At 66.3% G+C, this 25,692-nt stretch carries 17 protein-coding genes; 6 read left to right on the top strand and 11 right to left on the bottom strand.

Annotated features, from left to right (window positions below; genetic code table 11):
- Positions 1-78: 78 nt before the first annotated feature.
- A complete protein-coding gene (locus BVG12_RS25280; protein WP_075794795.1) occupies positions 79-378 on the bottom strand; it encodes a YciI-like protein in 300 nt (99 codons plus the stop codon).
- A 133-nt stretch (positions 379-511) separates the two neighbouring features.
- Between BVG12_RS25280 and BVG12_RS25275 the strand changes: the two genes are divergently transcribed.
- Positions 512-1,051, top strand: a complete 540-nt coding sequence (locus BVG12_RS25275) for a DUF2231 domain-containing protein (protein ID WP_075794794.1) — start codon at positions 512-514, stop codon at positions 1,049-1,051.
- A gap of 20 nt (positions 1,052-1,071) precedes the next feature.
- Here the strand turns inward: BVG12_RS25275 and BVG12_RS25270 are convergent, their stop codons facing one another.
- Both BVG12_RS25270 and BVG12_RS25265 read right to left on the bottom strand, forming a co-directional pair.
- On the bottom strand, positions 1,072-4,530 hold the full coding sequence (locus BVG12_RS25270; protein ID WP_083685811.1) for an arabinofuranosidase catalytic domain-containing protein: 3,459 nt from the start codon (positions 4,528-4,530) through the stop codon (positions 1,072-1,074).
- A gap of 56 nt (positions 4,531-4,586) precedes the next feature.
- Positions 4,587-5,489 (bottom strand): hypothetical protein, encoded by a 903-nt coding sequence (locus BVG12_RS25265; protein ID WP_075794793.1) that lies wholly within the window; start codon positions 5,487-5,489, stop codon positions 4,587-4,589.
- A 176-nt stretch (positions 5,490-5,665) separates the two neighbouring features.
- On the opposite strand from BVG12_RS25265, the gene BVG12_RS25260 reads away from it, so the two are divergent.
- The 5 genes from BVG12_RS25260 to BVG12_RS25240 all read left to right on the top strand — a co-directional run bounded on the left by BVG12_RS25260 (position 5,666) and on the right by BVG12_RS25240 (position 11,498).
- Positions 5,666-6,619, top strand: coding sequence for an alpha/beta hydrolase (locus BVG12_RS25260; RefSeq protein WP_075794792.1), 954 nt, complete (start codon positions 5,666-5,668; stop codon positions 6,617-6,619).
- 177 nt (positions 6,620-6,796) lie between these two features.
- On the top strand, positions 6,797-7,798 hold the full coding sequence (locus BVG12_RS25255; RefSeq protein ID WP_075794791.1) for a BMP family lipoprotein: 1,002 nt from the start codon (positions 6,797-6,799) through the stop codon (positions 7,796-7,798).
- A 111-nt stretch (positions 7,799-7,909) separates the two neighbouring features.
- Entirely contained in the window at positions 7,910-9,439 is a 1,530-nt protein-coding gene (locus BVG12_RS25250; protein ID WP_075794790.1) for an ABC transporter ATP-binding protein, read from the top strand.
- Between the two features lie 4 nt (positions 9,440-9,443).
- Positions 9,444-10,532 (top strand): ABC transporter permease, encoded by a 1,089-nt coding sequence (locus BVG12_RS25245; protein ID WP_075794789.1) that lies wholly within the window; start codon positions 9,444-9,446, stop codon positions 10,530-10,532.
- Complete coding sequence (locus BVG12_RS25240; protein WP_075794788.1) at positions 10,533-11,498, top strand: ABC transporter permease; 966 nt, start codon at positions 10,533-10,535, stop codon at positions 11,496-11,498. It begins immediately after the preceding gene.
- Positions 11,499-11,543: 45 nt separating this feature from the next.
- Here BVG12_RS25240 and BVG12_RS25235 read toward each other — a convergent pair whose 3' ends face one another.
- The 8 genes from BVG12_RS25235 to xdhB form a co-directional block, all read right to left on the bottom strand.
- Positions 11,544-12,368, bottom strand: a complete 825-nt coding sequence (locus BVG12_RS25235) for a MipA/OmpV family protein (RefSeq protein WP_075794787.1) — start codon at positions 12,366-12,368, stop codon at positions 11,544-11,546.
- A 129-nt stretch (positions 12,369-12,497) separates the two neighbouring features.
- Positions 12,498-13,550: a S1/P1 nuclease gene (locus BVG12_RS25230; protein ID WP_075794786.1), complete on the bottom strand. Its 1,053-nt coding sequence runs from the start codon at positions 13,548-13,550 to the stop codon at positions 12,498-12,500.
- Between the two features lie 31 nt (positions 13,551-13,581).
- Complete coding sequence (locus BVG12_RS25225) at positions 13,582-15,261, bottom strand: bifunctional metallophosphatase/5'-nucleotidase (protein ID WP_075794785.1); 1,680 nt, start codon at positions 15,259-15,261, stop codon at positions 13,582-13,584.
- Positions 15,262-15,393: 132 nt separating this feature from the next.
- Positions 15,394-18,810 carry a TonB-dependent receptor gene (locus BVG12_RS25220; protein WP_075794784.1) on the bottom strand — a complete coding sequence of 1,139 codons (3,417 nt, stop codon included), beginning with the start codon at positions 18,808-18,810 and terminating at the stop codon, positions 15,394-15,396.
- 586 nt (positions 18,811-19,396) lie between these two features.
- Positions 19,397-20,887, bottom strand: a complete 1,491-nt coding sequence (locus tag BVG12_RS25215) for an adenosine deaminase family protein (RefSeq protein ID WP_075794783.1) — start codon at positions 20,885-20,887, stop codon at positions 19,397-19,399.
- A 132-nt stretch (positions 20,888-21,019) separates the two neighbouring features.
- Positions 21,020-22,330 (bottom strand): guanine deaminase, encoded by a 1,311-nt coding sequence (guaD, locus tag BVG12_RS25210; RefSeq protein ID WP_075794782.1) that lies wholly within the window; start codon positions 22,328-22,330, stop codon positions 21,020-21,022.
- Positions 22,330-23,337, bottom strand: coding sequence for a xanthine dehydrogenase accessory protein XdhC (gene xdhC, locus BVG12_RS25205; RefSeq protein WP_075794781.1), 1,008 nt, complete (start codon positions 23,335-23,337; stop codon positions 22,330-22,332). Before xdhC ends, guaD begins: the two co-directional genes overlap by 1 nt.
- A 1-nt stretch (position 23,338) precedes the next feature.
- Positions 23,339-25,684 carry a xanthine dehydrogenase molybdopterin binding subunit gene (gene xdhB / locus BVG12_RS25200; protein ID WP_075794780.1) on the bottom strand — a complete coding sequence of 782 codons (2,346 nt, stop codon included), beginning with the start codon at positions 25,682-25,684 and terminating at the stop codon, positions 23,339-23,341.
- Between the last annotated feature and the right edge of the window lie 8 nt (positions 25,685-25,692).

Below are 25,692 nucleotides of genomic sequence, written 5' to 3'. Positions count from 1 at the left end.
GGTACAGCCGCCGTAGCGGAGCATCGCAGCCTGCGCGGCCCGGCCGGCAATGCAACGCGCAGCGGGTTTTTCGACGTGTCACGGGCGGACGGGGTTGCTGGCATCGTTGCCGACGACCGTGATCCACGGCCGCACGTGCCACTGCGTGACGAGACCGTGGACGACGTACGGATCGGCACGGGCGAAGCGTTCGGCGGCGTCCGACGATTCGCCGCTGAACAGCAGCACGGCCCGGTCGGCCGGATCGGCCAGCGCGCCGGCGATGACGATCTCGCCCCGCTCCTGGGCGGCCCAGGCCAGCTTGAGGTGTTCGTTGCGGAATTCACCGCGGCGCTCCAGGTAGTCGGGCGCCAGGTCGTAGATCAGCAGGAAGTGCATGGGTTCTCCTCGTGGTCGTTGCGATGGTCGGTGAACGCAGACAGTGTACCCGAGGGTGCCCGGCGGTACCGTGCGGAGCCGGTAGCGGCCTTGTGCCACACTTGACGTCAACGCCGACCTTCCTGGAGGAGCCATGCCCAAATCGACACTTGCCGGCCATCCGCTGCACCCGATGCTGATCGTCGCGCCGGCCGCCCTGATCCCGTTCGGTTTCATCCTCGACGCCATGCACCGCGCGACGGACAACGACAATTATGCGAACGCCGCCTTCTACAGCCTGACCGGCGGCCTCATCGGCGGTCTCGCGGCCGGCGTCGCCGGCGCCATGGATTATCTGGAGATCGAGAGCGAGACCGAAGTCAAGCAGACGGCCAATGTGCACGCGATGCTGAACGGCGGCGCGCTCGCGGTGACGGCCGCCAATCTCGCGTTGCGGCGCAACGGGTACAAGCATACGGGCGGTTCGCTGGCGCTGTCGGCCATCGCCGCCGTCGGGGTGATCGTGTCCGGCTGGTTCGGCGGCCGCATGGTCTACGAGCAAGGCATGCGCGTGAAAGGCGTCAGTCCCGTCGAGGATGCGCCCGAGGCCCGCTTGCCGGGCGACGAAAGAGTCGTGCAGGCCCTGCACGACGCGGAGCGTTACGCCCCTTCCGCCGGGCCCATGCTGCACTGATGCACCGGCTTACTGGCCGCTCATTGGCCAGGTGCAGGGCGGACATAGTGGTTGGGCGCGCCCGGCGTCGCCAGGTCGCCCGTCGCCGTCAGCAACGTCCCTGCCGGATGGGCTTTGGCGATCGGGCTGGTGAAAGCGATGCCGGTGCCCGACACGCTGCTGCCCGCGTCATGGGCGTGCGCCAACGGCGCCTGGAGCGTCAGCTTGCCTGCCCGCCACGTGGTGTCCACCGCTGCGACGACACCCGTCTCCTCATGGGCGCCGCTGCCGATGACCACCGCCTGGCCGACGGCGAACTGGCGCGGGTCGTCGACGCGGACGACCGTGGCGCCCTTGCTTGCCGACGCCGACGCGCGGCTGATCCCGGGCGAACCGACCGTTGCGACCGTCAAGGTCTCCGCATTGTCGCCCGCATCGAGGACGACGGTCTGGCCGGACGACACATGCCCGACGGTGACGGCCTTGATGCTCGTCGCTCCCGCACCGGCCGCGCCGGTCCTGCTTGACGCCGATGTCACGAAATCCGTGCAATCGTTGTCGCTGTCCTGGCCGTCCGGATAGCGTCCCGTGCTGCCCTGCGTCGCATCGACTTGCGCGACGACACCGCTGAACGGGATGCCCGGGAGTCCGCGTTGCCCCGTATGGAGGCTGGGGATGCCCGGCGCGTCCGCGTGGCAGATGGCGGCCTTGCCGGCGGCGCCGCGGAATCCGCCGGACGCCCACGGATCGACGAGACCGCCGTAGTTCAGGCTGTCGACCACATGGCCCGCCGCATCGCGCAGCACCATGCTGCCCGCCTCCCGGGAGATCGCCGGACCGCCGAACCATTGGTCCGGTTTGCCCTGGAATCCCGCCGTGGTCACGGTGCCGACCCGCACCGCGGCATCCGTGTCATGCGCACGCGTGAGGGCGCGGTCCAGCACGATCCCGCTGCCCGCCGGGCGCACCGGTTCGTTGCTCGAGTGCGCATGGCGGGTGGCGGGACTGAAGCGGATGCCCGTGCCGCGCACGCTGAACGGCAGGTTGGCGGCATGGTCGTACTTCAATGGCGCCGCCAGTTCGAGGCCCGTGCCCGGCTCCACGAACGGTTCGTTGGCCACGTGGCGCCTGCCGAGCGCCGGCGCAATCGTCAGCGTGAGGTCGGTGCCCGGCTGGCCCTCGACCTTGACGATCTCCACGGTTTCGAGATTGCCGGGCGCGCCGATCACGGCTGTCCCGGGCGTGTAATCGACGTGCTTCGGCGTGGGGAAGCCGATCGCGCCACGCACGACGATCGTCGTCGCGCCGGCTGCGGCATCGCGGGCCAGGCTGGTGCGCCGGGCCGCCGTTCCCACGTTCTTGACGGTACCGATATCGATGCCGTGATCGACGCTGTCGATATCGAGCCGGATGGTGTCGCCGGCGGCAATGCCATCGGTCGACGTCACCTGGATTCGCGTCGAACCCGCCGCCGCGTCGAGACCGAGCCACGCCTGGCTGCCCGCCGTGCCGACGCCGGCGATGGTCACTTTCTCATAGTGTTCGGTGCTGCGCCCGACGACGGGATACGTGGTGCCGTAGCCGAGGGCGAGGGTATCGCCGACGGCGAAACCCTCGGTGGTGGTCACCGGGACGCTCGTCGAACCGGCCGGGATGGTGATGATGGGGCCATCGGGGAGCGGCTGCCACAGGGGCGTTGCCTGGCCGGCCGCCGTGCCGACCCGGACCACCTTGCGCGTTTCCCCGTCCGGACCGCTGCCGACCACGATGGTGTCGCCCGGCTTGATGCCGTCGATATTGCGCACGTGGATGGTCGCGTCGCCAGGTTTCACAGGCAGCACCAGGCCCGAATTGGACAAGCCCAGGACATAGAAGCCATGCGGCGCCAGCGTGGTGTGGGCGGGTATCTTCACCGTGGAGAAAACGGGCTCGCGCGTCGCGTGCTGGGCAAAGGTCCAGTTCGACACATCGACCGCCGCCGCACCGGCGTTGTACAACTCGATGAAGGTATTGGTCGCGTTGCCGCCTGCACCGTCGCTCAGGCGGAATTCGTTGATCTTCACGGGCGCCACGTTGCGGACTTTCGCCGCGGCCGATTCGGCGCGTCGCGCATGGGTCGCCGGATCCGGCCACGTTGCCACGCCTTTCAGGTCGCCATTGAACGGGGCGGTGCCGGATTTGACCGTGAAAGTGGCATGCAGGCTTTGGCCGGGCGCGATCGCGTCGCCGAAGGTCTTCGCTGCCTCCCCCGTGCGCCAGCCCTTGGGCACCGCCAGGGACAGCGTGACGCCCTGGACGGGTTGGCCCGTCGTATTCGTGAACGTGACCGTCATGTCCCTGGATTGCAGCGGCGCGAAGGTGTACAGGCCGGATGGGGTGTCGGGAACCGGCGCGGTCCCGACACTGACGGCCGGCACATCGTAGCGGGCGGCCGCGACGTTCCGCGCGACCAGCTGGTCCGTCTCGTTCGAAGGATAGGTCCGCGGCGCCGTCATCGCGCCCTCGTAGAACGTGCCTTGCGACGTGGCGCTGTTGTCGCCGCCATTGCCGAGAATCACAGCGCCCTGCTTGCGCATGGGATCGTATGACGCGTCGATCCGGCGGCCTTCATACATGACGGCGAGCTGCCCCCGCTGGGCGTCGCCGCCCAGCGTCGCCCAATGTCCGGGCTTGCCTTTCGTGACGGCCGTGACGAAGCGCGTGTTCAGGGTGGGCACGCCGGTGCACAGCTTCGATTTGTCGTCGTTGACGCATCCGACGAGATTGTTTTCGTGGTCCGCCATCACCCAGGGTCCGGGCCCGCTGCCGCGATACCATCCGGTCGCATTACCGAAATAGATCGCCTCCATGGTGCCGTTGTCGTCGTCGATGCTGTCGATCTCGCCGTTACCGTAATCGAAGCAGCATTCCTGGTTGTAGTGATAGCCGTTGATGACGGCGTATTGGCCGCCCGCCTGGTCGTCGACGGGCACGCCGTGCGTATCGTTCAGGCGCAAGCCCATGCCCGGCGCGATGTAGACACCGTAGACCTTGTGGCCCATGACGGTGACCGGCGCCAGGTCGGCCAGCGGAAGATTGTCCATGCCGCCCAGCGCCGGCCCGGTCCAGGTGCCGCGCGGCGCTTGCACGAGGTGATTGCGCTTGCCCGATTGGTCGTACAGCACCGTGATCCAGCAATAGGTGTTGGCGCAGAACGCGTCCTGCGCCTTGGCGTTCGCATAGCCGCCGGCGTCGGGAAGCGGCAGGCGCGCCGGTTGCACGACACCGACGTCGAGCGTTTTCCCGTCCGACTGGCGCATGACCTGGTAGAGCGGCCCGTTGTACGCGGCGTAGAGCGCGCGCGTGCTGCTGTGCGCGGCGACGCAGGGTGCGCCCGCCTTCGCATAGATGTCGCAGGGACCTTCCGGCCGGGCCGCCTGGGCGGAGGCCCGGGCCGGCAGTCCACTCAATACCAACGCCAGCGTGATCGCCAGCTTGACGGACAATTTCAGGATGTTCATGTTATCGATCTCTTCAAGGGCCTCCATCGTAGAGTCGATTACATGCCCTGAACCAATTACTTTTTTCTCTCGATCGATACCGGATTTGCAATGCCTGAACCGCTCCGCCCGCGCTGGTCCGCGGCGCGGGCGACGATCGCGTCGGCGCGCGCCTGGGCCCGGGCCTTTTCGGTGGGCGTGAGGCCGGCGCCGATCTCGTCCAGGAACGGGCCGTTGAACGGGATCGCCTGCTGCTCGGGCACGCCGTCCAGCTTGACCATGATGTCGCGCAGCGCCATGCCGTAGGCCAGCGCGCTCTGGCGGTCCGCGGCGATGGCGGGGTGGCCGAACCAGAATCCCGTGAACAGCTGGTACAGGCTGGACCAGTAACCCTGTTCGGCCTGGTCGTTCAGCATCCCGTTGACGCGCGCCTTCCACTCCTTGACGAGCGGGTCGTCGGGGCGCGTCGTGAGGGCGGTCGGGTCGCCGAACGGGCCCTCTTCGACCAGTTCGGCCAGCGCGCCGTCCACGCCCGCGCGGGCGGCGCGCTCGAGGTGGTCGATGCGCGCCATCTTGCTTCTTTCGTTCAGGGTTGCGCAGGCATGTGCGGGGTCGGCCAGTGCCTCCCGGTCCGTGCCGGCGTGCTCCGGCAAGCGGCCCGTGCGCTCGAACACGACGCAGGCGTGCAGCAGCCACCAGGCTTGAAACGCATCGCGCGGATCGGCGCTCGCGGCCAGGCGCTCGACGCGCCGCGCGAGCGGTTCGGCCGGGGCCGCATCAGGCAGCGGCGGCGGCGGCTCGCCCAGGCCGGACAGCCAGGCCGGCCTCGTCGCCTCCACCGTGCCGGCAGCCGGCGTTGCCGGAGCGGACGCGGCGGCCGGCGCGGGACTGCCCGGCGCCGCGGGCCGCCACGCCGGCAGCACCAACACCACGAGCAAGCCCAGCGCGGCACCTGCCGGCACGACCGTTGTCCACTTCACTTCGCCTCCGCATTCTCTGTTCGTGGACAGCCTAGCAAGCCTCCTCTGTCGCGACAACGCCGGCGCTGTAACAGGATGTTGCAGCAAAGCTACTCTGCAGGAATCGATCCCATAATGAAGCCGTATTTGATGGGCAGCGCACAGAATAATCTGGAATGCAGAGGTAGACTGTATACATGAGCACTCACAAAAAACTGGCGGCAGGTATGGCTGGGTTTGCCAGCATGGTGTGGCTGGGCCTCACGGCCGCGGTCGCGGCGAACCAGCGCCGTCTCGTGTTCAATCCCACCGTCGAGCGGGAAGTCGCGCATCCGCGCAGCAGCGGCCACCGCACGCGTCCCGTCGTACTGCGCGCCAAGGACGGCACCCGGCTGTCCGGCTGGCTGATGACGCCGCGGATGCCCGGCTCGCGTCCCGCCGTCATTTATTTCGGCGGACGGTCTGAGGAAGTGTCGTGGGTCGTGCGCGATGCCGGCAAACTTTTTCCCGGCATGGCCGTGCTGGCCGTGAATTACCGCGGCTACGGCGATTCGCAAGGCGACCCGGCCGAAGCGCACATGGTCGACGACGCATGCATGCTGTTCGACTGGATGGCCGCGCACCACCATGTCGATCCGCGCCGCATCGCCGTCGTCGGCCGCAGCCTCGGATCCGGCGTGGCCGTGCAGGTCGCGAAGCAACGTCCCGTGCACTCCGTCGTGCTGATCACGCCGTACGACTCGATCCTGGCGCTCGCCAAGCGCAAGTTCCGCGTGATGCCGATCGAGTACATGCTGCGCCACCGCTTCGAGTCGATCAAGTACGCGCCCACGCTCAAGGCGCCGACCTTCGTACTGCGCGCGGCCAGCGACGACATCGTGCCCCACTCCCACACCGACCAGCTCGTCTCCAAGCTGGCCCAACTGATCGCGGACGAGACGGTGCCCGGCTCGGACCACCTGAACATTCCATACCTGGAAGACACCCAGGCACGCATCGCCGGCTTCCTCACGTCGCAGTTCACCAAGCCGATCGAGATCCCGTCTTCCGCCCCCATCCCGGCCCCCGCTCCCGACATCGCCGTACCCGCCGCGCCGACGCCGGCAGTCGCCGCCATCGTCGTCCCGCCTGTGCTCCCGCTCGCCGAGTGAGGCGCCGCGGTTTCTACAGGAAACCGACTGGACGAGCAGCCATTTATATTTCAACCATATAAATTGCTAAGTAAAATCGTATTTGCCACGAATAATCGGGCTGATGCATAGTTCCTAAAATCCCCCCTCCCAGCACAACCGTTGCGCCGGTACAATACGGGATTCAGGAGCCATTCGATGAAATTCAAGCATATTTGTATGACGATCGCGGCGCTGTGCATCAGCGCCGGCGCCAGCGCCGACATGGCCGGCGCGAAGCTCGCGATCGTCTACGATGCCGGCGGCAAGTTCGACAAGTCCTTCAACCAGTCCGCCGCCGAAGGCGTGGCGCGGTTCACGAAGGAAACCGGCGTCAAGGTGTTTGAAGCCCAGGCCAACTACGATACCCAGGCCGAGCAGGTGCTGCGCGCCCTTGCCCGCAAGAAGCTCCAGCTGATCGTCTCGATCGGCTTTTCGCAGACGCAGCCCGTGCAAAAGATCGCGGCCGAATACCCGAACGTCCACTTCGTCATCATCGACGGCAATGCCCAGGGCAAGAACGTCAACTCCGTGCTGTTCAAGGAAGAGGAAGGCTCGTACCTCGTCGGCGTCGCCGCCGCAATGGCCTCCAAGACCAAGACGATCAGCTTCGTCGGCGGCATGGACATCCCGCTGATCCGCGCGTTTGCCTGCGGCTATGTGCAAGGCGCGAAATCGGTCAATCCCAAGATCCAGGTCCTGCAGAACATGGTCGGCACGACGGGCGCGGCCTGGAACGACCCGGCCAAGGGCGGCGAGCTCGCGCGCGCGCAATTCGACCGCGGCGCCGACGTCGTGTTTGCCGTCGCGGGTGGCTCCGGCATGGGCACGCTGCAGATGGCCAAGGAAAAGGGCAAGCTGGCGATCGGCGTCGATTCGAACCAGAACTACCTGTACCCGGGCACCATGCTGACGTCGATGGTCAAGCGCGTCGACAACGCCGCGTACGACGCCTTCATGAAAGCGAAGAACGGCCAGTTCACGTCGGGCATCACGTACCTGGGCCTGAAGGAAGGCGGCGTGGACTGGGTGCTCGACAAGGACAACCGCATGGTCGTCACGCCCGAGATCGAAAAGCGCGTGATGGCGGCCAGGTCCGACATCATCGCCGGCAAGATCAAGGTGGTCGACTATCGCGCGGCCAACTCGTGTCCGCAGTAACCGTATCGACCAGTTGAAGAACGAAGCGCGCCGCGCCGGTTTCCATGCCGGCCCGGCGCGCTTTTAAATGAATGCATCCCCTTTTACTCTGTCTACCGAAAACGGACCGCTATGCAGTCAGCCGTAGAATTTCGCAACATTAGCAAAGCCTTCGGGGCGGTGCAGGCGAATGCCGACGTCAGCTTCTCGATCGCCAAGGGCTCGATCCATGGCGTGATCGGGGAAAACGGCGCCGGCAAGTCGACCCTGATGAGCATCCTGTACGGCTACTACAATGCCGACAGCGGCCAGGTCCTGATCGACGGCCAGCCCCGGGATATCCGCACCAGCATTGATGCGATCGCGCTGGGCATCGGCATGGTGCACCAGCACTTCATGCTGGTCGAGAACATGACCGTCCTCGACAACATCATGCTGGGCAACGAAGGCGGCTTCAAGCTGGCCGCGAAGCGCGGCGCCGTGGAAGCGAAGCTGCGCGAGATCTGCGACCGCTACCGCCTCGACGTCAATCCGCTCGCGACGGTCCACGACCTGTCGGTCGGCGCGCAGCAGCGCGTGGAGATCCTCAAGCAGATCTACCGCAGCGCCAACATCCTGATCCTCGACGAACCGACGGCCGTGCTGACCGCGCAGGAGACGGCGTCGCTGTTCGAGATCCTGCGGCTGTTCAAGGAACAGGGCAAGACCATCATCCTGATCACGCACAAGCTGCAGGAGATCATGGAGATCACGGACGAGGTGACGGTGATGCGCGCCGGCCGCGTCGTCGGCGCGGTGAAGACGGCGGAGACGTCGAAGGAGCAGCTGGCCAATATGATGGTCGGCCGCCCGATCCAGAGCGAGCTGCCGCGCGCGCCGTACAACCCGGGCGCGGAAGTGCTGAAGGTCTCGAACCTGCAGCTGAAGGATGCGAACGGCGTCGCCCTGCTGTCGGATATCGAGTTCACCTTGCGCGCGGGCGAAGTGGTCGCCATCGCGGGCGTGTCGGGCAACGGCCAGAGCGAGCTGCTCGAAATCCTGTCCGGCATGCGCCTGCCCACAATGGGCAAGGTGGAATTCCTCGGCCGCGACCTGCCGTACGCGGGCCGCACGAACGCCGACGGCCTGCCGGCGGAGTTCCGCACGCTCGGCATCGGCCACGTGCCGGAAGACCGCCTGCGCGACGGCGTGATCAAGGATTTCTCCGTCATGCAGAACACGGTGTTCGGCTACCAGGACAAGGTCAAGAACCGCTGGGGCCTGTTCGACTACAAGAAGATCGGAGAGCGCTGCGCGCACCTGATGACGGCGTTCGACGTGCGTCCGAACAATCCGGACCTGCGCATCGGTCTTCTATCCGGCGGCAACCAGCAGAAGGTCGTGATCGCGCGCGAAGTGGCCGCGAAGCCGAAGCTGATGTTAGTGGGCCAGCCCACGCGCGGCGTGGACATCGGCACCATCGAAAGCATCCACACGCAGCTCCTGCGCCTGCGCGACGAAGGCGTGGCGATCCTGCTGTCGTCGGTGGAACTGGAAGAAGTGCGTGCGCTCGCCGACCGCATCATCGTGATGTGCGGCGGCCGCATCGCCGGCATCCTCCCCATCGACGAATTCGACACCACCCGCATCGGCCTCTTGATGGGCGGGATGCACAAATCCTAAGGCCATGAAAAAAACCGAACTCCCACGCTGGGCCACGGGTTTCGTCCTGCCCATCCTGAACCTGATGTCGGCGCTGCTCGTCGCGGCGCTCGTGATCCACCTGCTGGGCGAGAGCCCGTCGGAATCGCTGCGCATCCTGGTCGACAGCGCCATCCTCGATCCGGAAGGCCTCGCGTACACGCTGTTCTACGCGAGCACCTTCATCTTCGCCGGCCTCGCCGTGTCGATCGCGATGCAGGCCGGCCTCTTCAACATCGGCGCCGAAGGCCAGATGTATGTGGGCGGCCTGGGCCTGACCTGGGCCGTGCTGGCGCTCGACGCGCACCTGCCCGGCTGGCTGATGATCCCCATCGCGATGATCGGCGCGGCCGTCTTCGGCGCGCTCTGGGCCTTCATTCCCGGCTATCTGCAGGCCAAGCGCGGCAGCCACGTCGTCGTCACGACCATCATGTTCAACTTCATCGCCGCGAGCCTGATGAACTTCGTGATCGTGAAATACCTGATCCCGGAAGGCCAGCAGAACCCGGCCTCGCGCGTGTTCGCCGACAGCGCCGCCCTGCCCCTGCTGAACAAGATCTTCCCCGTGCTGGGCGACACGCCGCTCAACATCAGCTTCATCCTCGCGATCGTCGCACTGGTGATCTACGGCGTGATGGTGTGGCGGTCGAGCTGGGGCTACGAGCTGCGCGCGACGGGCCTGAACGCGCACGCCGCGCACTACGCGGGCGTCAGGATCAGCCGCACGATCATCGTCACGATGCTCGTGTCGGGCGCGCTGGCCGGTCTCGGCGCCGTCAACTCGGTGATGGGGTCGACGCACTACCTGTCGCTGAACTTCCCCGCCGGCGCGGGCTTCGTCGGCATCGCCATCGCGCTGATGGGCCGCCAGCATCCGGTCGGCATCTTCCTGTCGTCCGTGCTGTTCGGCGCGCTGATCCAGGGCGGCTTCGACCTGTCGCTGGAAAAACCGAACATCCCGCAGGAGACCTTCATCTTCATCCAGGGCCTGATCATCCTGTTCTGCGGCGCGATGGAAAACTTCTACGCCCCGGCCATCCTGAAACTGATCAACCTCACCCGCAAGGAGGCTTGAATGGAAGACTTTCAACTCGCCAGCATCGTCGTCTCGACGATCCGCAACGCGCCCGTGCTGATGTTCGCCGCGCTGGCCGGCCTGTTCGCCGAGCGCTCGGGCGTCGTCGACATCGGCCTCGAAGGCAAGATCCTCGCCTCGGCGTTCGCATCGGCCGCCGTCGCCTACGCCACGCAGAATCCGTGGTACGGCATCCTCGCCGGCATGGGCGTGTCGGTCGCACTCGCGATGATCCAGGCGTTCGTGTCGATCACGCAGAAGGGCAACCAGCTCGTGTGCGGCATCGCCATCAACATCGCCATGAGCGGCCTGACGTTCGTGCTCGCGCAATTCTTTTTCCAGCAGGGCGGCCGCACGCCGGACCTGCGCAACGCGCGCCTGGTCGACGTCATCCTGCCCGGCACCGCGGCCCTCGACCACATTCCCGTCATCGGCTGGCTGTACGGCCACCTGATCGGCGGCCAGTCGGTGCTGGTCTACGTCGCGTTCCTGCTGCTGCCCGTCGTGCACTGGGTCGTGTACCACAGCCGCTTCGGCCTGCGCCTGCGCGCGTGCGGCGAGAACCCGCATGCGGCCGACGCGGCCGGCGTCTCGGTCGAGCGCACGCGCTATCTCGCCATGTTCGTGGCCGGCGTCCTGTGCTCGTTCTCGGGCGCCTACCTGACGCTGGTCCAGAGCGGCTTCTTCCTGCGCGACATGTCGGCCGGCGCCGGCTACCTGGCGCTGACGGCGCTCGTCTTCGGCAACTGGCGGCCGCTGCACACGGTGCTGGGCTGCCTGATGTTCGGCCTGTTCGGCGCGATCCAGATCCAGCTCGAAGGCGTCGACATTCCCGTCGTCGGCCGCTTGCCGGGCTCGTTGATCCAGGCGATTCCGTACATCGTCACCGTCGTCGTGCTGGCCGGCCTGATGGCCAAGTCCGTCGCGCCCAAGGCGATCGGCAAGCCCTTCGTGAAATCTCGTTGAACGCGTGGACGGGAAACCCGTCCACGCGTTCAACCAGCGTTCGATTCATTCGTTGGCGCGGCGCGATGACCGCGCCAACGTCCACGCCAACCCCACCCCGGCCGACGGACCGAAATCCTTCCTGAACAGCGGACTGTCCTTGTTCGCATTCCCCGCATAGCTGTCCAGCCGCACGAACCCGAACACGCGCACGTCCGGGTTGATCCGGTACGTGCCGAACAGGCCCATCCGCACGAGCATCAAGCCACCGTCCGCCCGATAGGCCGGCCGGTCCGCCGTCGCATACTGCGGCGCGACGTCGTAGAAATAGCCGTGGATGCGCCGGTCGCCGAACACGGCCCCCAGCTGCGCCTCCATCGTCCAGCGGCCGGCGTCGCCGCGGCGCTCCCACACGAAGCGCGGCTCGGTCGTCCAGCCCTGGCGGCGCAAGCCGCCCCGTCCTTCGATGACGGCGCGCACCGGCAGTTCGAAACGCAGCCGCCCCGCCCCGCCCAGGTCGGCGAATTTGTATTTCACGCGCGGGCCGAATTCGACGAGCGTGCCGAGGTCCGGCATGCCGCGCCGTGCCGCCACGTCGTTCGAATGCGCGGGCAGCGCGGCGGCGAAGCCGACGTCGAATTCGATCTTGTCCGTGTCCAGCAGGCGCGCGCCGACGCCTTCCTGGTCGGCGCGCAACACCTTGCCGCGATACAGGAGAAACGGCAGCGCAAGAAAGCGGTTGCTGCGATCGGATGCGCCCGGATACGCGGGCGTGCTGAACGCGGCGGCGCCGACGCCCGCTTCCCACAACGGCAGGTTGCGTGCATCGGGTTCGGCGGCGCCAGCGGGCAATGCGAGCAACAGCGGCAACAGTAAAGCGAGACGAGGCATGGCGGCAGTCCGGAATACGATTGCCGCAGATTCTAGCGGGACCCGCCCGCGCGCGGCGCGCGCACGGCCATGAAAAAACCGCCGCGGCCTCATGGGCGCACGGCGGTTTGCGAAGGTGTGGTGCCGTGGTTACGGCCAGATCGCCTTCAGCAGTTCGGCCAGGTTGTAGCCGCCTTTGATCATCTGGGTCTTCGCGAGGGCCGAGCTGGGCACCGGGTAATCGTTCGGCACTTCCAGGGTCCACGTGTAATAGGTCTCGCCCTTCTTGTTCACCTGCGGCGCGATTTTCCCCGCCGTGACGCCGGCGAACGCCAACTTCGAGACGGCCAGCGTATCGTCCGCCCACTGGTACGGCCACGTCACCGGATCGCCCGTGTTGCGCGCGACGGCCGGCTTGCTGTCGATGACGGCCTGCGCGAACTGCTCCGGCGTCTTCGTGCGGATGCGGCGGAACGCGTAGTCGACCGTCGTGCTGTCCCAGTACGAATGGAACGGCTTCGTCAGCGCCTTCGGCACGCCCGGCTTCTCCGGCTTCGGTTCGCCCGGCGGGATCAGGTTGGCAGACATCTGCTCGATCTTCGCGTCGTCCAGCAGGAAGTTGTTGCCGCCGCGCGAATCGAAGACGACGGTCTCGTCGATCTCGGCCTTCGTCCTGGGCACGACGAAATGCCCGTCCTTGTCGACGAAGGCCGCGCCCACGTGCAGGGGCTGGACGATGTCGCCGGCCAGGTGGGTGATGAGGATCAGCGCCTGGCGCTTCGTGAATTTGTGCGGGTTGGTGCTTGGGGTATCCTTGCCCTGCAGGACGGCGATCGCTTCCTTCAGGGTCTGCACGATGTCGTCGTCGGCCGTGCCGGCGGCGCCGTCGTGATAGTGGTCGAGCTGGAACGGCACGTCCGTGTAGTGGTACTCATTGTGCTTCGGGTTCGCGTTCACGTACTCGATCATTTCCGGCGTCTGCGGACCGCACCAGTTGCCCTTCACGCAGTCGGGCCAGGTGGAGACCGCCGCCAGCGATTCGCCGGGCAGCAGCAGCGCTTTCACCTCGGCTTCGGCGTGCGTGCCCTTGATCAGTTTGTCGGCGATGGCGCCCACGGCGCGGTGGCCGTCCGTGCCCCACGCGGCCGCGTCCAGCGACACGAAGGCGCCCGCCAGCGCCACGATACATGCGATGTTCTTCATGAGGATCTCTCGCTCTATACTGTTTATATCGTTAGCGCAGCTTGTGGATGCGCTGCGGCGCGGCCAGGCCCATGCCGCCCACTTCTGGATGCTTCTGCAGGTAAGCGATCAGCGCGTCGAGGTCGCGCACGCCCGTGTCGGCACGGCGCGTGCCCTTGGCGAACACCGGGAAGTTGTCGCCGCCCTCGGCCAGGAAGTTGTTGGCTACCACGCGGTACGTCTTGTCGTCGGCGACCGGCACGGCATCCACTTTCACGTTCGACACGCGGCGCCCGGCGGGCAGCGTGCCGTCCCAGTCGTACGTCAGGCTGCTCGACACAGCCAGGATCGACGGGCCGGACGACGCCGGCCGGTCCCACTGCTGTTCGAGCACGCGGCGCAGCTGCGCGCCGGTGAGGTCCATCACGACGAGCGTGTTCCCGAACGGAAGGACGGCCTGCGCCTGGCCGAACGTCACGACGCCGCCGTCTCCCGCTTCCAGGTCCTTGCGGATACCGCCGGGGTTCATGAAGCCGAGTTGCGTGCCCTGGTCGCGCGTGGCGGCGACGGCCGCGTCGGCGATCACGTCGCCCAACGCCGATTCGCCCGACGGTGCCTCGTGCCGCGAGACGGCGGCGGCGATGCGCGCCACCGGTTTCGCCAGCTCCGCGCGGGTCTTCGCGCGCACGTCGGCCAGGTAGGCGGACAGGCCGGGATCGGGCGTGAACGCGTCCGGCGCCATCACCACGTTGCGCACCTGGATGTCCTCGACGGCCTTCGTGGCCGGGTCCAGGGTCAGCTTGATGCGCGACAGCAGGTGGCCGTAGGCGTCGGCCTGTGTGACGACACGGCCGTCCACGTTGCACAGATAGCCCGTGTGCGAATGGCCGCTGATGACGAGGCGGATGGCCGGGTCGAGCTTCTTCGTGATGGCGACGATCGGGCCGTGCAAGGTATTGCAATCGGCCTTGTCGTAAGGCTGGTCGGCGAAACCGCCTTCATGGATCAGCACGACGAACACCTGCGCGCCCTGCGCGCGCATGGCGGGCAGCACGGCGTTGATGGACGCCGCTTCGTCGTTGACCGCCAATCCCTTGATCGACGAGGCGACCGTCACCGACGCCAGGTCGTGCAGCACGGCGCCGATCAGGCCCACCTTGACGCCCTTGACGTCGACGATGCGCCAGCCCGGCACGAGGTTCTTGCCGGTCTGCGCGTCGACGACGTTGGCGGCCAGGTAAGTGAAGCCTGCGCCCCTGAAGTCGGGCGACAGCCGGCAGGCTTTGGTCGGCCGCGGCGAATCGCAGCCGCCGTGCTGCTGGCGCAGCAGTTCCTTCGGTCCCTGGTCGAATTCGTGATTGCCGAGCGAGCTGGCGACGAGGCCCATGCGGTTCAGCGCCTCGATGCTCGGCTCGTCCGCGAACATCGACGACGCGGCGGGGCTCGCGCCGACGAGGTCTCCGGCCGCGACGAACAGCAGGTCCGGGTCGTCCTTGCGGAACGTGTCCAGCGCGCCCTTCAGCACGTCGATGCCGCCGGCCTGGATGGTGCGCGGCGCCGTGGCGCCCGGCGGCGTGTACGTGTACTTGCTGGGTTCGAGGTTGCCGTGGAAGTCGTTCAGGGCGACGAGGTTGATCTCGATCGGCGCGACCGGTTTGGACGGCGTGCCGGCGCAGCCGGACAGCAGCAGCGCCGCGCCCAGGGCCAGCGCGGACGGACGGGATACGATCATGTGTAGCCTTTTGTAGTGCGGACAGCAGCCATCGATTATGGCATGCGCTTCCCCTGCTCTGGTCTTTACAGGTGGAAGAAAAAACGGCCGGTGTCGCCACCGGCCGTTCCCGTTACGTCATGCGGGTTCGGATCAGAACTCGTACTTGACGGTCACCTGAGCCGACCACTGCGACTCGCCCTTGACCTGGCGGATCTGCAGCGGATCGACGGCCGAGCGGACCGCGTACACGTAGCGGCCGTTCGCATCCATGCCGGCGTAGTCGACGAAGCCGCGGGTCTGGCCGCCGTTCGAGAAGAACGGTGCTTCGTAGATGTGGCCCCACTTCTTGTTCAGCAGGTTGCCGAAGTTCAGGACGTCGAACGAGACCGATGCCTTGTTACGCTTGAACAGGCCCGGGATTTCCTGGCTGAGACGCAGGTCGAAGCTGTTGGTCCACGGCGAGAAGTCGCTGTAGCGGGCCACGACGCCGCCGGCTGCCTGGCGCAGGGCTTTGTTGGCGTTGACGATGTCCCAGAAGCGCTGCTCGTTGGCGTGGTTGGTCGCCGTATCGCCCGCGAACACGACCTCGCCCGAACCGAAGGCTTTCGGGATGTACATCAGGTCGTTGCTGGCGATACCGTCGCCGTTCATGTCGTTCTTGAAGGTCCAGCTGTACGGCTTGCCGGTGCGGCCTTCGTAGAACACGCCGAAGCGGGTTTTATACGTGCCGAAGAACGCCTTCTCGAAGTTCAGCAGCGCGTTGATGCGGTTCTTGACGAGGTAGGCCGAGTTGGCGGCCACGTTGTCGTTCGGGTTCAGGGCCGAACGGGCGCCGTAGTTCGAGCCCGACGTCGACGACGTCAGGTTCGACACTTCCGTCGCGTAAGTGTGGCTTGCCGCGACCGACCAGCCGAAGCCCTTCGTCATCGGGTACGACAGCGACAGCGTGGACACGCGGTTCTCGCCCTTGTCGGTGTTGGTCACCTTGATCACGTTGCCGAACGCCGAATTGGACAGCGACTTGAACGTGTTGGTGCAGCCCTTCGTGGTGCTGACCGAGTTGTTACCCACGCTCCAGCAGTTCGCCGACAGGCCGTTCGCGTTCCAGAACAGCTGGCGACCGTCCACGCCGCCGATGCGGGTCGGCTGGCCGAGGTTCAGGTTCTGGAAGAAGATACCGTCCTTCGTGTGCGCGTACAGGACTTCGGCACCGGCGACGAGGCCATACCACGGCAGTTCCGTTTCGAAGGCCAGGTTGGCTTTCCATACGGACGGCTGCTTCACGTTCGGATCGATCAGGTCGACGTTGGCGATCGGCGGGGTCGAGCCGCCCAGCTTCGGCTGGTTGTTGACGTCGGTGCTGAACGCGCCGTTCGGCGTGCCCGCGGTCTTCGGGCAGGTCGTGGTCGCGCCGGACGAGCAGGTGATCTGCTGGGTCGTCATGCCCGTGTTCTGGAACGGGTTCGCGAGCCAGACGGACATCGCGGCGCCCTGGAACAGGCCGGCGCCACCGCGCAGCTGCATGCGGCGCGGGGTGTCGAAGTTGTAGTTGAAGCCGAAGCGGGGCTGGAACAGCTTGGTGCCGTCGATCGTCTGCTGGTTGTTGTAGCCGAAGCCGCCGGTCTGGCGGGCGTTCGGCACCAGCACCGCGGCCTGCGCCACTTTCGGGTTCGCGATCGGCGTGCCGCCGACGCCCACCTGATCCACGCGGAAGCCGTAGTTCAGGGTCAGCTGGCGGTTGACGTTCCAGGTGTCCTGCAGGAACAGGCCCGTGTTCGTCATGTTGAATTGGGCGACGGCGTCGTTCAGCGAGTAGCCCGGCGCGGCGACCTGCAGCGTGTACTTCGTGTAGCGGCCGGTGCGCAGGTTTTCCAGCACGGCGGCGTCGACCTGGGCCTGGGGCGCCTTGCCGCAATCGATGCTGCCGAACGAGTAGCTCAGGGTGTTGTCGCAACCGAAGGTGTAGTTGCCGTACACGTTCTGCAGGAACGCGTTGTAGATCTTGTTCTTCTGGTAGTCCGAACCGAACTTGATCTCGTGGTCGCCCAGCGTCCAGTTGCCGCCCGCATAGTAGTCCTGCGTGCGGGTGCGCAGCAGGTTCATGTGACGCGAGTTGTCGGTGCCCAGGTTGATCGTGCGGTCACCGGTCGCCACGTTGCTCGGGGTGCCGGCCGGCAGCGCGCCGGTGAACACCACGTTCATCGACGGCAGCTTCGAGTTGTTGGTCGGGACGGAGTCGTAGTTGCGCGACGACGCCTTGAACTCGGTCGAGAAGGTCGGGGTCCAGTCCGAGAACAGCTGGGCCACGGTGGTCTCGATCTGCTTGCCCTGCGTGTAGTAGGCCGAGTCCAGGCTCAGCGCGGTGGCGCTGAAGGTCGAGTACTGCGGTTCGGCCTGCGTGGTGCGCTGGTAGCGGACGTTGGCGCGGTGGTTGTCGCTGAGGTTCCAGTCGACCTTCAGCATCTGCTCGCGCGAGACGAAGTTGCCGCCGCCCTGCGCCAGGTTGCCGGCGTTGACGCCGTACTGGTTCTTCATGACGTTCTGCACCGCGGCGATTTCCGCCGGGGTGATGGCGACCGTCGTGCCGTTGCTCGAGCCGATCGGGCCGTAGTCCGGCGCGTTGCGCGAGGAATTGGTCTCTTCCGACAGCGCGTACAGGAAGATCCGGTCCTCGACGAGCGGGCCGCTTGCCCACACGCCCTTGGTCGTTTCCTTGAACGGCACCGGATCCGAATACGCGCCGGTCGACGGGTTGTAGCGCTGGCCGGCCAGGCGGTCGTCGCGGTACACGTAGTACACGCCGCCCTTCCACTGGTTCGTGCCGGACTTGGTGACGGCGTTGATGTTGCCGCCGGTGTAGCCCTTCTGCGTGACGTCGTAGTTGGCGACGTTCACCTGGGTCGACTGGATCGCTTCGATCGAGATCGGCTGGCGGGCGGTCGGGCTGCCGTTCGCTTCCAGGCCGAACGTGTCGTTCACGTTCACGCCGTCGATCGTGATCGAGTTGTAGCGCGAGTTCTGGCCGGCGACGGACAGTTCGCCGCGTTCCTTGTCGGTCTGCGAGACGCGCGGGTCGGCACGGGCGTAGTCCTGCAGGTTGCGGTTGACCGACGCCTGGATCTGCAGCTGGGCGTTGCTGATCGCGGTGCCCGCGCCCATGTTCGAGCGGCTGAAGATGTCGGAACGGGCGCGGTTGCCGGCGACGGTCACGGTCTGCATCGGTGCGCCGACGGTGGCGTCGACGGTCGCGGTTTCCGCCAGCTGCAGGTAGATGCCTTCGCGTTTTTCGGTAACGCCGTCCTTGGTGATAATGATCGTGTACGGACCACCGGTACGCAGGCCGCGGGCGATGTAGCGGCCTTCGGCGTCGGCAACGACGTTGCTGACCGAACCGGATTCGGTGTGGATGATTTGCACCGACGCGCCGGCGGCCGGTCGGCCGTCCGCGCTCGAGATACGGCCGCCGACAGCCGACGTCGTGTTCTGCGCCAGAGCCGGCGCGCCCGCGAGCGCGATCGACAGAGCCAGCGCCAGCTTCGTCAGCTGGATCCGTTTTTGATAGACCATTATTTAACCCCAAATTGACTTGATTTTATGGTTGGGAACGGAGTTCCCCTCTCGTAGTACTGCAAACTCTCGGACCGGCTGGCTTTTGACCGCCGGTCTCTATTCGGTCGTTCTGCCTTTTTGCAGTGCGATTATTGGATGCGGATGCACCGGCAAAAAGTAGCGCAAGCGAGTCTAGCGGTTAATTGTTTCCAGGCTATTACGCCTAAAATCCGCTCTTTTTCTTAGACGTTGGATTGATAAAAGACCAATATGCATGAAGGCTGTTATCGAGACAAATACGTTTTCTTTTGGGAATTTATATCTTGCGTGTATAAGTCGCTTAAAAAACGTGCAGGAAGTCGCTTGCGGGGTGTCTTTTCCCTCGGGATCAGACCTGGTGGGATGATAAATGTGGCATTCTCCGATGAAATTCTTTCGCTTGTTGTTTAAGCAAACGGAATGAGAATCCGCGCATTCTGTAGCGAGTTGGCCACAGAGATGGCATGTGCATATATCGGATCCGCGCAGTCGAGGCGGCAACGCGCTGTGGGAGAGGACGCCGGCGGCAGGACTGCCGCCGGCGGAGGGCAAACCGGTGGGCCGCTCAGTGCTTCACGGCGGTGCGGTCGAGCGCCGCGATGTCCGCCTCGAAGCGCGCGTAGCGGGCGTCGAGCTGGCGCATCAGGCGCTGCTTGTCGGCGTCGGGCAGGAAGGCGTAGCGGATACTGTTGTACGACGCCCTTTTGACTTCCGCGTAGCTCGGCTTGTAGCGGCTGGCGAACAGCACGTATTCATTGGCCAGGTTGTGGCGGGTGACGCCGGCGTCGTCCGTCGAGATCACGTACGGCACGCCATATTTGCGGTACAGCGTGATCGGGTGGTTATCGCCCTGCACGCCCTCGATGAAGGCGTTCGACGTCAGGTTGATCTCGACCGGGATGTCCTTCGCCCGCATGGTCTTCATGATGCCGACGGCGTTGGTCTCGTGCGCGAGGTCGATGCCGTGGCCGATGCGCTGGGCGCCCGCCACGTTCAGGGCCTGGTCGATGTGGTACTTGAGGTCTTCCGGCGGCACGTCGCCCAGCGCCAGCTCGCCCGCGTGCATCGCGACGTTGACCTTCGGGTAGACCTTCTTCAGGTAGCGGAACATCTGCATGTGCAGCGTGTAGTCGCGCATGGAGACCATCTGGCTTTCCTGGCCCACGATGTTCACGCCGACGATCTTGCCGCCCCGCGCGGCCGACTCGAACGCGGCCAGCATCGACGAGAACACGCGCGACGGCGAGAACAGGCGCACGACATAGGTCTGGTAGCGCATCGTGAAGTTGTCGTCGTCGATGCCCTGGGCCGCCTCGTTGACGGTGTTGACGAAGGTGTCGACGGACGTCTTGAACGCCGGCGTGGCGTCGAGCTTCTGGCGCGCGGTGTCGAGCAGCTGCGCGAACTTCGCCTCGTCGCGCGCGCTGTCCCAGGCGCGCTTGTCGAACTCCGGATCGGACACCGTGTCGGGGCTCTTGAACATCGTCTCGATGTACGCCACGTTCTCGGCGAGCGCCCGGTTCTTCAGTTCGACGAGGCCTTCGTGGAAGTTGCTGTTCGAGACGGGGCCGAAGTAGCCGAAGGTCTGGAAGAACTGGCGGTCCGGCGGCGGCTGGATCGCGCCGTGGTTGTTGAAATCCTTGCTCGACCAGCGCTGCAGCAGCTCGCGCCACGTGAAGTCGTCGGCGTACACGTCGGACGAGGACAGGCAGGTGCGGTCCTTCGGCTGCTTCGCGCGCTCGTTCTCGACGACGCTCTTGTCCGTCTCGATGCGGTACGAGAGCTTGTTGACGCAGGCGCCCTGCTTGTCGAGCCAGTCAACATAGGTCTCGGCATAGATCGCGCCGGAATAATGGTGGTGCAGGTCGCCGCCCTTGGGCATCTGCGAGAAGAACAGGACCAGTTCCGCGGTCTTCGGCTCGGCGCCCGCGATCAGGGATGCGTAGTGGCGCGCGGTGGCCGCTTCGTCGGGGCCGGACGCCGGGGTGCGCGCGGAAGCGGTGGCCGCGAGGGCCGCCAGGGTGATCAGCAGGCTGCTGCTCAGGGTTTTCGTCATATCGGTCTCGGCTGGTGAGTAGTCGGTGACAGTATCTCGCCAGCGCGGAAACCGTCGTTCCCGCGCAGGCGGGAATCCATGCCGAGCGTCCTGTTCGGCTCAGCATGGGTCCCCGCCTGCGCGGGGACGACGTTACGACGGCGCCCGCTCGTGCACCCGCTTGCCCGCCGCATACGTGGCGCGGATGGCGCGGTCGTCGCCCAGCAGCGCCAGCGCGAACAGGGTTTCCTCGAGCGAGTCGCCGTTCGCCGTCCGGCGCGCCAGCAGCGGCGTCGCCTTCGGGTCGAGGACGATGAAATCGGCCTCGGTACCGGCGGCAAAATTGCCGATCGTCCCTTCGAGCTGCATGCTGCGCGCGGCGCCCAGCGTGGCGAGATAGAACATGCGCAGGGCCGGGAGATAGCTGCCTTTCAATCGCGCAACTTTATACGCTTCATTCATTGTTTGCAACATCGAGAACGACGTGCCGGCGCCGACGTCCGTCCCCAGCGACACGCGGGCATGCACGCTGTCGGCCTTGGCCACGTCGAACAGGCCGCTGCCGAGGAACAGGTTCGACGTCGGGCAGTGCGAGATCGCGGCGCCGGTGTCGGCCAGCAGCGCGAAGTCGACGTCGTCCAGCCAGATGCAGTGGCCGAACATCGCGCGCGGACGCATCAGGCCATAGTGCTCGTACACCTGCAGATAGCTGCGACGGTCCGGGTACAGGCTCTTCACCCACGCGCATTCGTCGCGGCTTTCCGACACGTGCGTCTGGATGTACGTGGTCGGGAACGCGCGCGCCAGCTCGCCCGCGGCGCCCAGCTGGGCCGGGGTGGACGTCGGCGCGAAGCGCGGCGTGATCGCGTACTGCGCCCGGCCGTTGTTGTGCCAGCGGCGGATCAGGTCTTCGCTGTCGCGCAGGTCGGCCGTGTCTTGCAGGAAGTCCGGGCAGTTCCGGTCCATCAGCACCTTGCCGCCGGCCATGCGCAGGTTGCGCGCGGCGCTCGCCTCGAAGAACGCGTCGACGGACTCCTTGTGCACCGTGCAGTACACCAGCGCCGTCGTCGTGCCGTTGCGCAGCAGCTCGTCGAGGAAGAACTCGGCGACGGTGCGCGCGTGGACGGGGTCCTTGAACTGGCGCTCGGTCGGGAACGTGTAGTTCTCCAGCCACGGCAGCAGGTCCGGCGCGGGCGAACCGATCATGTCGGTCTGCGGGAAATGCAGGTGCGTGTCGATGAAGCCGGGCATGATGATCTGGCCGCGGTAGTCGACAATGCCGGTCCCGGGCGGCAGCGTCGGCGCCAGTTTGTCGTAGTCGCCGGCGGCAAGCACGCGGTCGTTCTCGACGACGAGCAGGCCGTCCTCGTGCCAGGCGTGGGCATTCTCGGCAAGCAGAGGATCGGCGTGGAAGTGCAGCAGGCTTGCTCGGTAGGCCTGCACGTTGCGGGTATCGTTGGACATTATTGTTCCGATGTGGCTTGGGTTGTGGCCTGCGAGGCGGCGGCGCGTGCCGCCGCCTCGAAGACCATCAGCAGTTGCGCGACGACGGCGACCGCGATCACGGCGGGCTCCTTGCCCTTGATGCCGGGGACGCCGATCGGGCACACCATGTCGTCCAGGCGGGCGCGGGAAATGCCCCGGTCGCGCAGGCGGTGCTCGAACTGCTTGCGTTTGGTTTCCGATCCGATGAGGCCGAACCAATCCTGGTTCGCGGGCCGTTTCAGGATCGCTTCGGTCAGGCGCTGGTCCAGCGCGTGGTTGTGCGTCATGACGAGGAAGCACGTGCCGGGGGCGGCCTGGCGGGCCAGGACTTCCGGCATGTCGGTCGCTTCCACGACGACGTTGGGCGGAGCGAGGTCCGGGAACATGTCTTCCCGTTCGTCGACCCAGGTAACGCGGCACGGCAAGTCCGCCAGCAGGCGCACGATGGCCGCGCCGACGTGGCCCGCGCCGAACAGCATCACGTGCGCGCGCGGCGCCGGGACGTGGTCGACCAGCCAGCGCCGTCCGTCGGCATCGAGCAGCACGCGGGTGCCGCCGCTGCGCTCGAAGTCCGGGTAGCGGCCGCCCTTGCGCTGGATGTTGTGGCCCAGCGCATCGACGAGCGCGAGATCCGGCTCACCGTCCAGCGCGACGACGCGCCAGCAATCGTCGTGGCGGCGTGCGGCCAGCTCCGCGCAGTGCGCGCGATCGACCAGTTCGAACGCGAGGTGCACGACGCCGCCGCAGCACTGGCCCAGGCTCGGGCCGAGCGGGAAGCGTTCCAGCCGGCGCACGTCGCCCTTTTCGAGCATGGCGCGCGCCGTTTCGATGCCGCGCAGCTCCAGGTGGCCGCCGCCGACGGTGCCCCACTGGCTGAACGCGTCGACCAGCATGCGCGCGCCCGGTTCGCGCGGTACGGAACCTTCGGCCTTCGCGACCGTGATCAGCACGGCCCGCTGCGCGGTGGGGATGAGCCAGTCGTCCATGTCAGGCTGCCTTGGTTTCCCGCACGGCGTTTTCGACGAAGGAGACCGCGTCGAGGATCGCCTCGCTCGTCGCCGGTGCGCGCAGCGGCGGGTTCACCTTGTGCTCGCCGACGGCCGAGATGGCGTCGCGGATCGCGAGGAACACGGAGAACGGCAGCAGCAGCGGCGGCTCGCCGACGGCCTTCGAGCGGTGGATCGAATCGGCCACGTTACTGTTCTCGAACAGGCGCACGGTGAACGCTTCCGGGCAATCCGACACGCCCGGAATCTTGTACGTGGACGGCGCATGCGTCATCAGCTTGCCTTGAGCGTTCCACCACAGTTCTTCCGTCGTCAGCCAGCCCATGCCCTGGATGAAGGCGCCTTCGACCTGGCCGATGTCGATCGCCGGGTTCAGCGACTTGCCCGCATCGTACAGCGCGTCGGCGCGCAGCAGCTTCCATTCGCCCGTCAGCGTGTCGATGACGACTTCCGACACGGCCGCGCCGTACGCGAAGTAGAAGAACGGGTTGCCCGTCATCGTCTTCGGATCCCAGTGCAGGTTCGGCGTGGCGTAGAAGCCGTCCGACCACAGCTGCACGCGGGCGAGATATGCCTTGGCGACCAGCTCGCCGAACGGGATTTCCTGGCCGTTCGCGAACACGGTGTCGGCGACGAAGCGCACGTCTTCCGCGGCGCCGCCGAACTGCTTGGCGGCGAAGCTTGCCAGGCGTTCGCGGATCTGGCGCGCCGCGTCCTGGGCGGCCTTGCCGTTCAAGTCGGCGCCGGTCGATGCGGCCGTCGCCGACGTGTTGGCGACCTTGCTGGTGTTGGTCGCGGCGATGCGCACGCGGGTGAGATCGACGCCCAGTTCGTGCGCGACCACCTGCATCACCTTGGTGTTGACGCCCTGCCCCATTTCCGTGCCGCCGTGGTTGACGAGGATGGAGCCGTCCACGTACACGTGCACGAGCGCGCCGGCCTGGTTCAGGTGCGTCACGTTGAACGCGATGCCGAATTTCAGCGGCGTGAGCGCAAGCCCCTTCTTCAGCACGGGGCTCGTCTTGTTGTACGCCTCGATGGCCTGGCGGCGCGCGCGGTATTCGCTCGCCTCTTCCAGCTGGCCCACCAGTTCGTGGATCACGTTGTCGACGACGGGCTGGCCGTACGGCGTGACGTTGCGGTCGATCTTGTCGTAGAAATTCAGCTTGCGGATGTCGAGCGCATCCTTGCCCAGGTTGCGTGCGATCTCGTCGATGATGTATTCGATCGCGATGGCGCCCTGCGGCCCGCCGAAGCCGCGGAACGCGGTGTTCGACTGGGTGTTCGTCTTGCCGGCCGCCGCGCGGATGTCGCAGTCGGACAGGTAATACGTATTGTCGAAGTGGCAGATCGCGCGGGTCGCGACCGGACCGGACAGGTCGGCCGAGAAGCCGGCGCGGCTCACCATGTCGACCTTCGCCGCGACGATGCGGCCGCTGTCGTCGTAGCCCACTTCATACAGGTAGTGGAAGCAGTGGCGCTTGCCGGTGACCATCATGTCGTCGTCGCGGTCGGCGCGCAGCTTCACGGCGCGGTTCAGGCGTTTCGCCGCGACCGACGCGCAGGCGGCCCACAGTGCCGACTGCGATTCCTTGCCGCCGAAACCACCGCCCATGCGGCGGCACTCGACGACGATATTGTGCGAATGGACGTTCAGGGCGTGCGCCACGACGTGCTGCATCTCGCTCGGGTGCTGCGTGGAGCACAGCACGAGCATGCCGTCGTTTTCCTGCGGGATGGCGTACGAAATCTGGCCTTCCAGATAAAACTGTTCCTGGCCGCCGACATACAGCTCGCCCTTCACGCGGTTCGGCGCGCGCTCGAACGCGGTCTCGGCGTCGCCGCGCGTCAGGCGCATCGGCGGCAGCACGAACGAGCCGGCGGCGCGCGCGGCCTGCGGGGTCAGGATCGCGGGCAGTTCTTCGTAGCTGACCTTCGCCTTCTTGGCGGCGCGGCGGGCCAGATCGTGGCTGTCGGCGACGACCACGAAGATCGGCTGGCCGATGTACTGCACGAGGCCATCGGCGAGGATCGGATCGTCGTGGATGATCGGACCGCAGTCGTTGGTGCCGGGGATGTCCTTGGCCGTCAGCACGGCGCGCACGCCGCGGCTGGCCAGGACGTCGGTGAAGTCGATGTCGAGGATGCGCGCATGCGCCTTGCTCGACAGGCCGAGGGCCGCGTGCAAGGTGCCGCGCACCTCGGCGATATCGTCCGTGTAGTCGGCCTGGCCGAGCACGTGCAGCCGGGCCGATTCATGGGCTTTTCCGAGACCGACCTGCGCCCAGTCGGCCTTGGTCAGTGCGGGGGATCCTGCGTCGTTCATGGTGTTCT

The organism is Massilia putida, from assembly GCF_001941825.1.
Taxonomy (GTDB): Bacteria; Pseudomonadota; Gammaproteobacteria; order Burkholderiales; family Burkholderiaceae_D; genus Telluria; species Telluria putida.
This window is presented reverse-complemented; position numbering and strand designations above follow the sequence as displayed.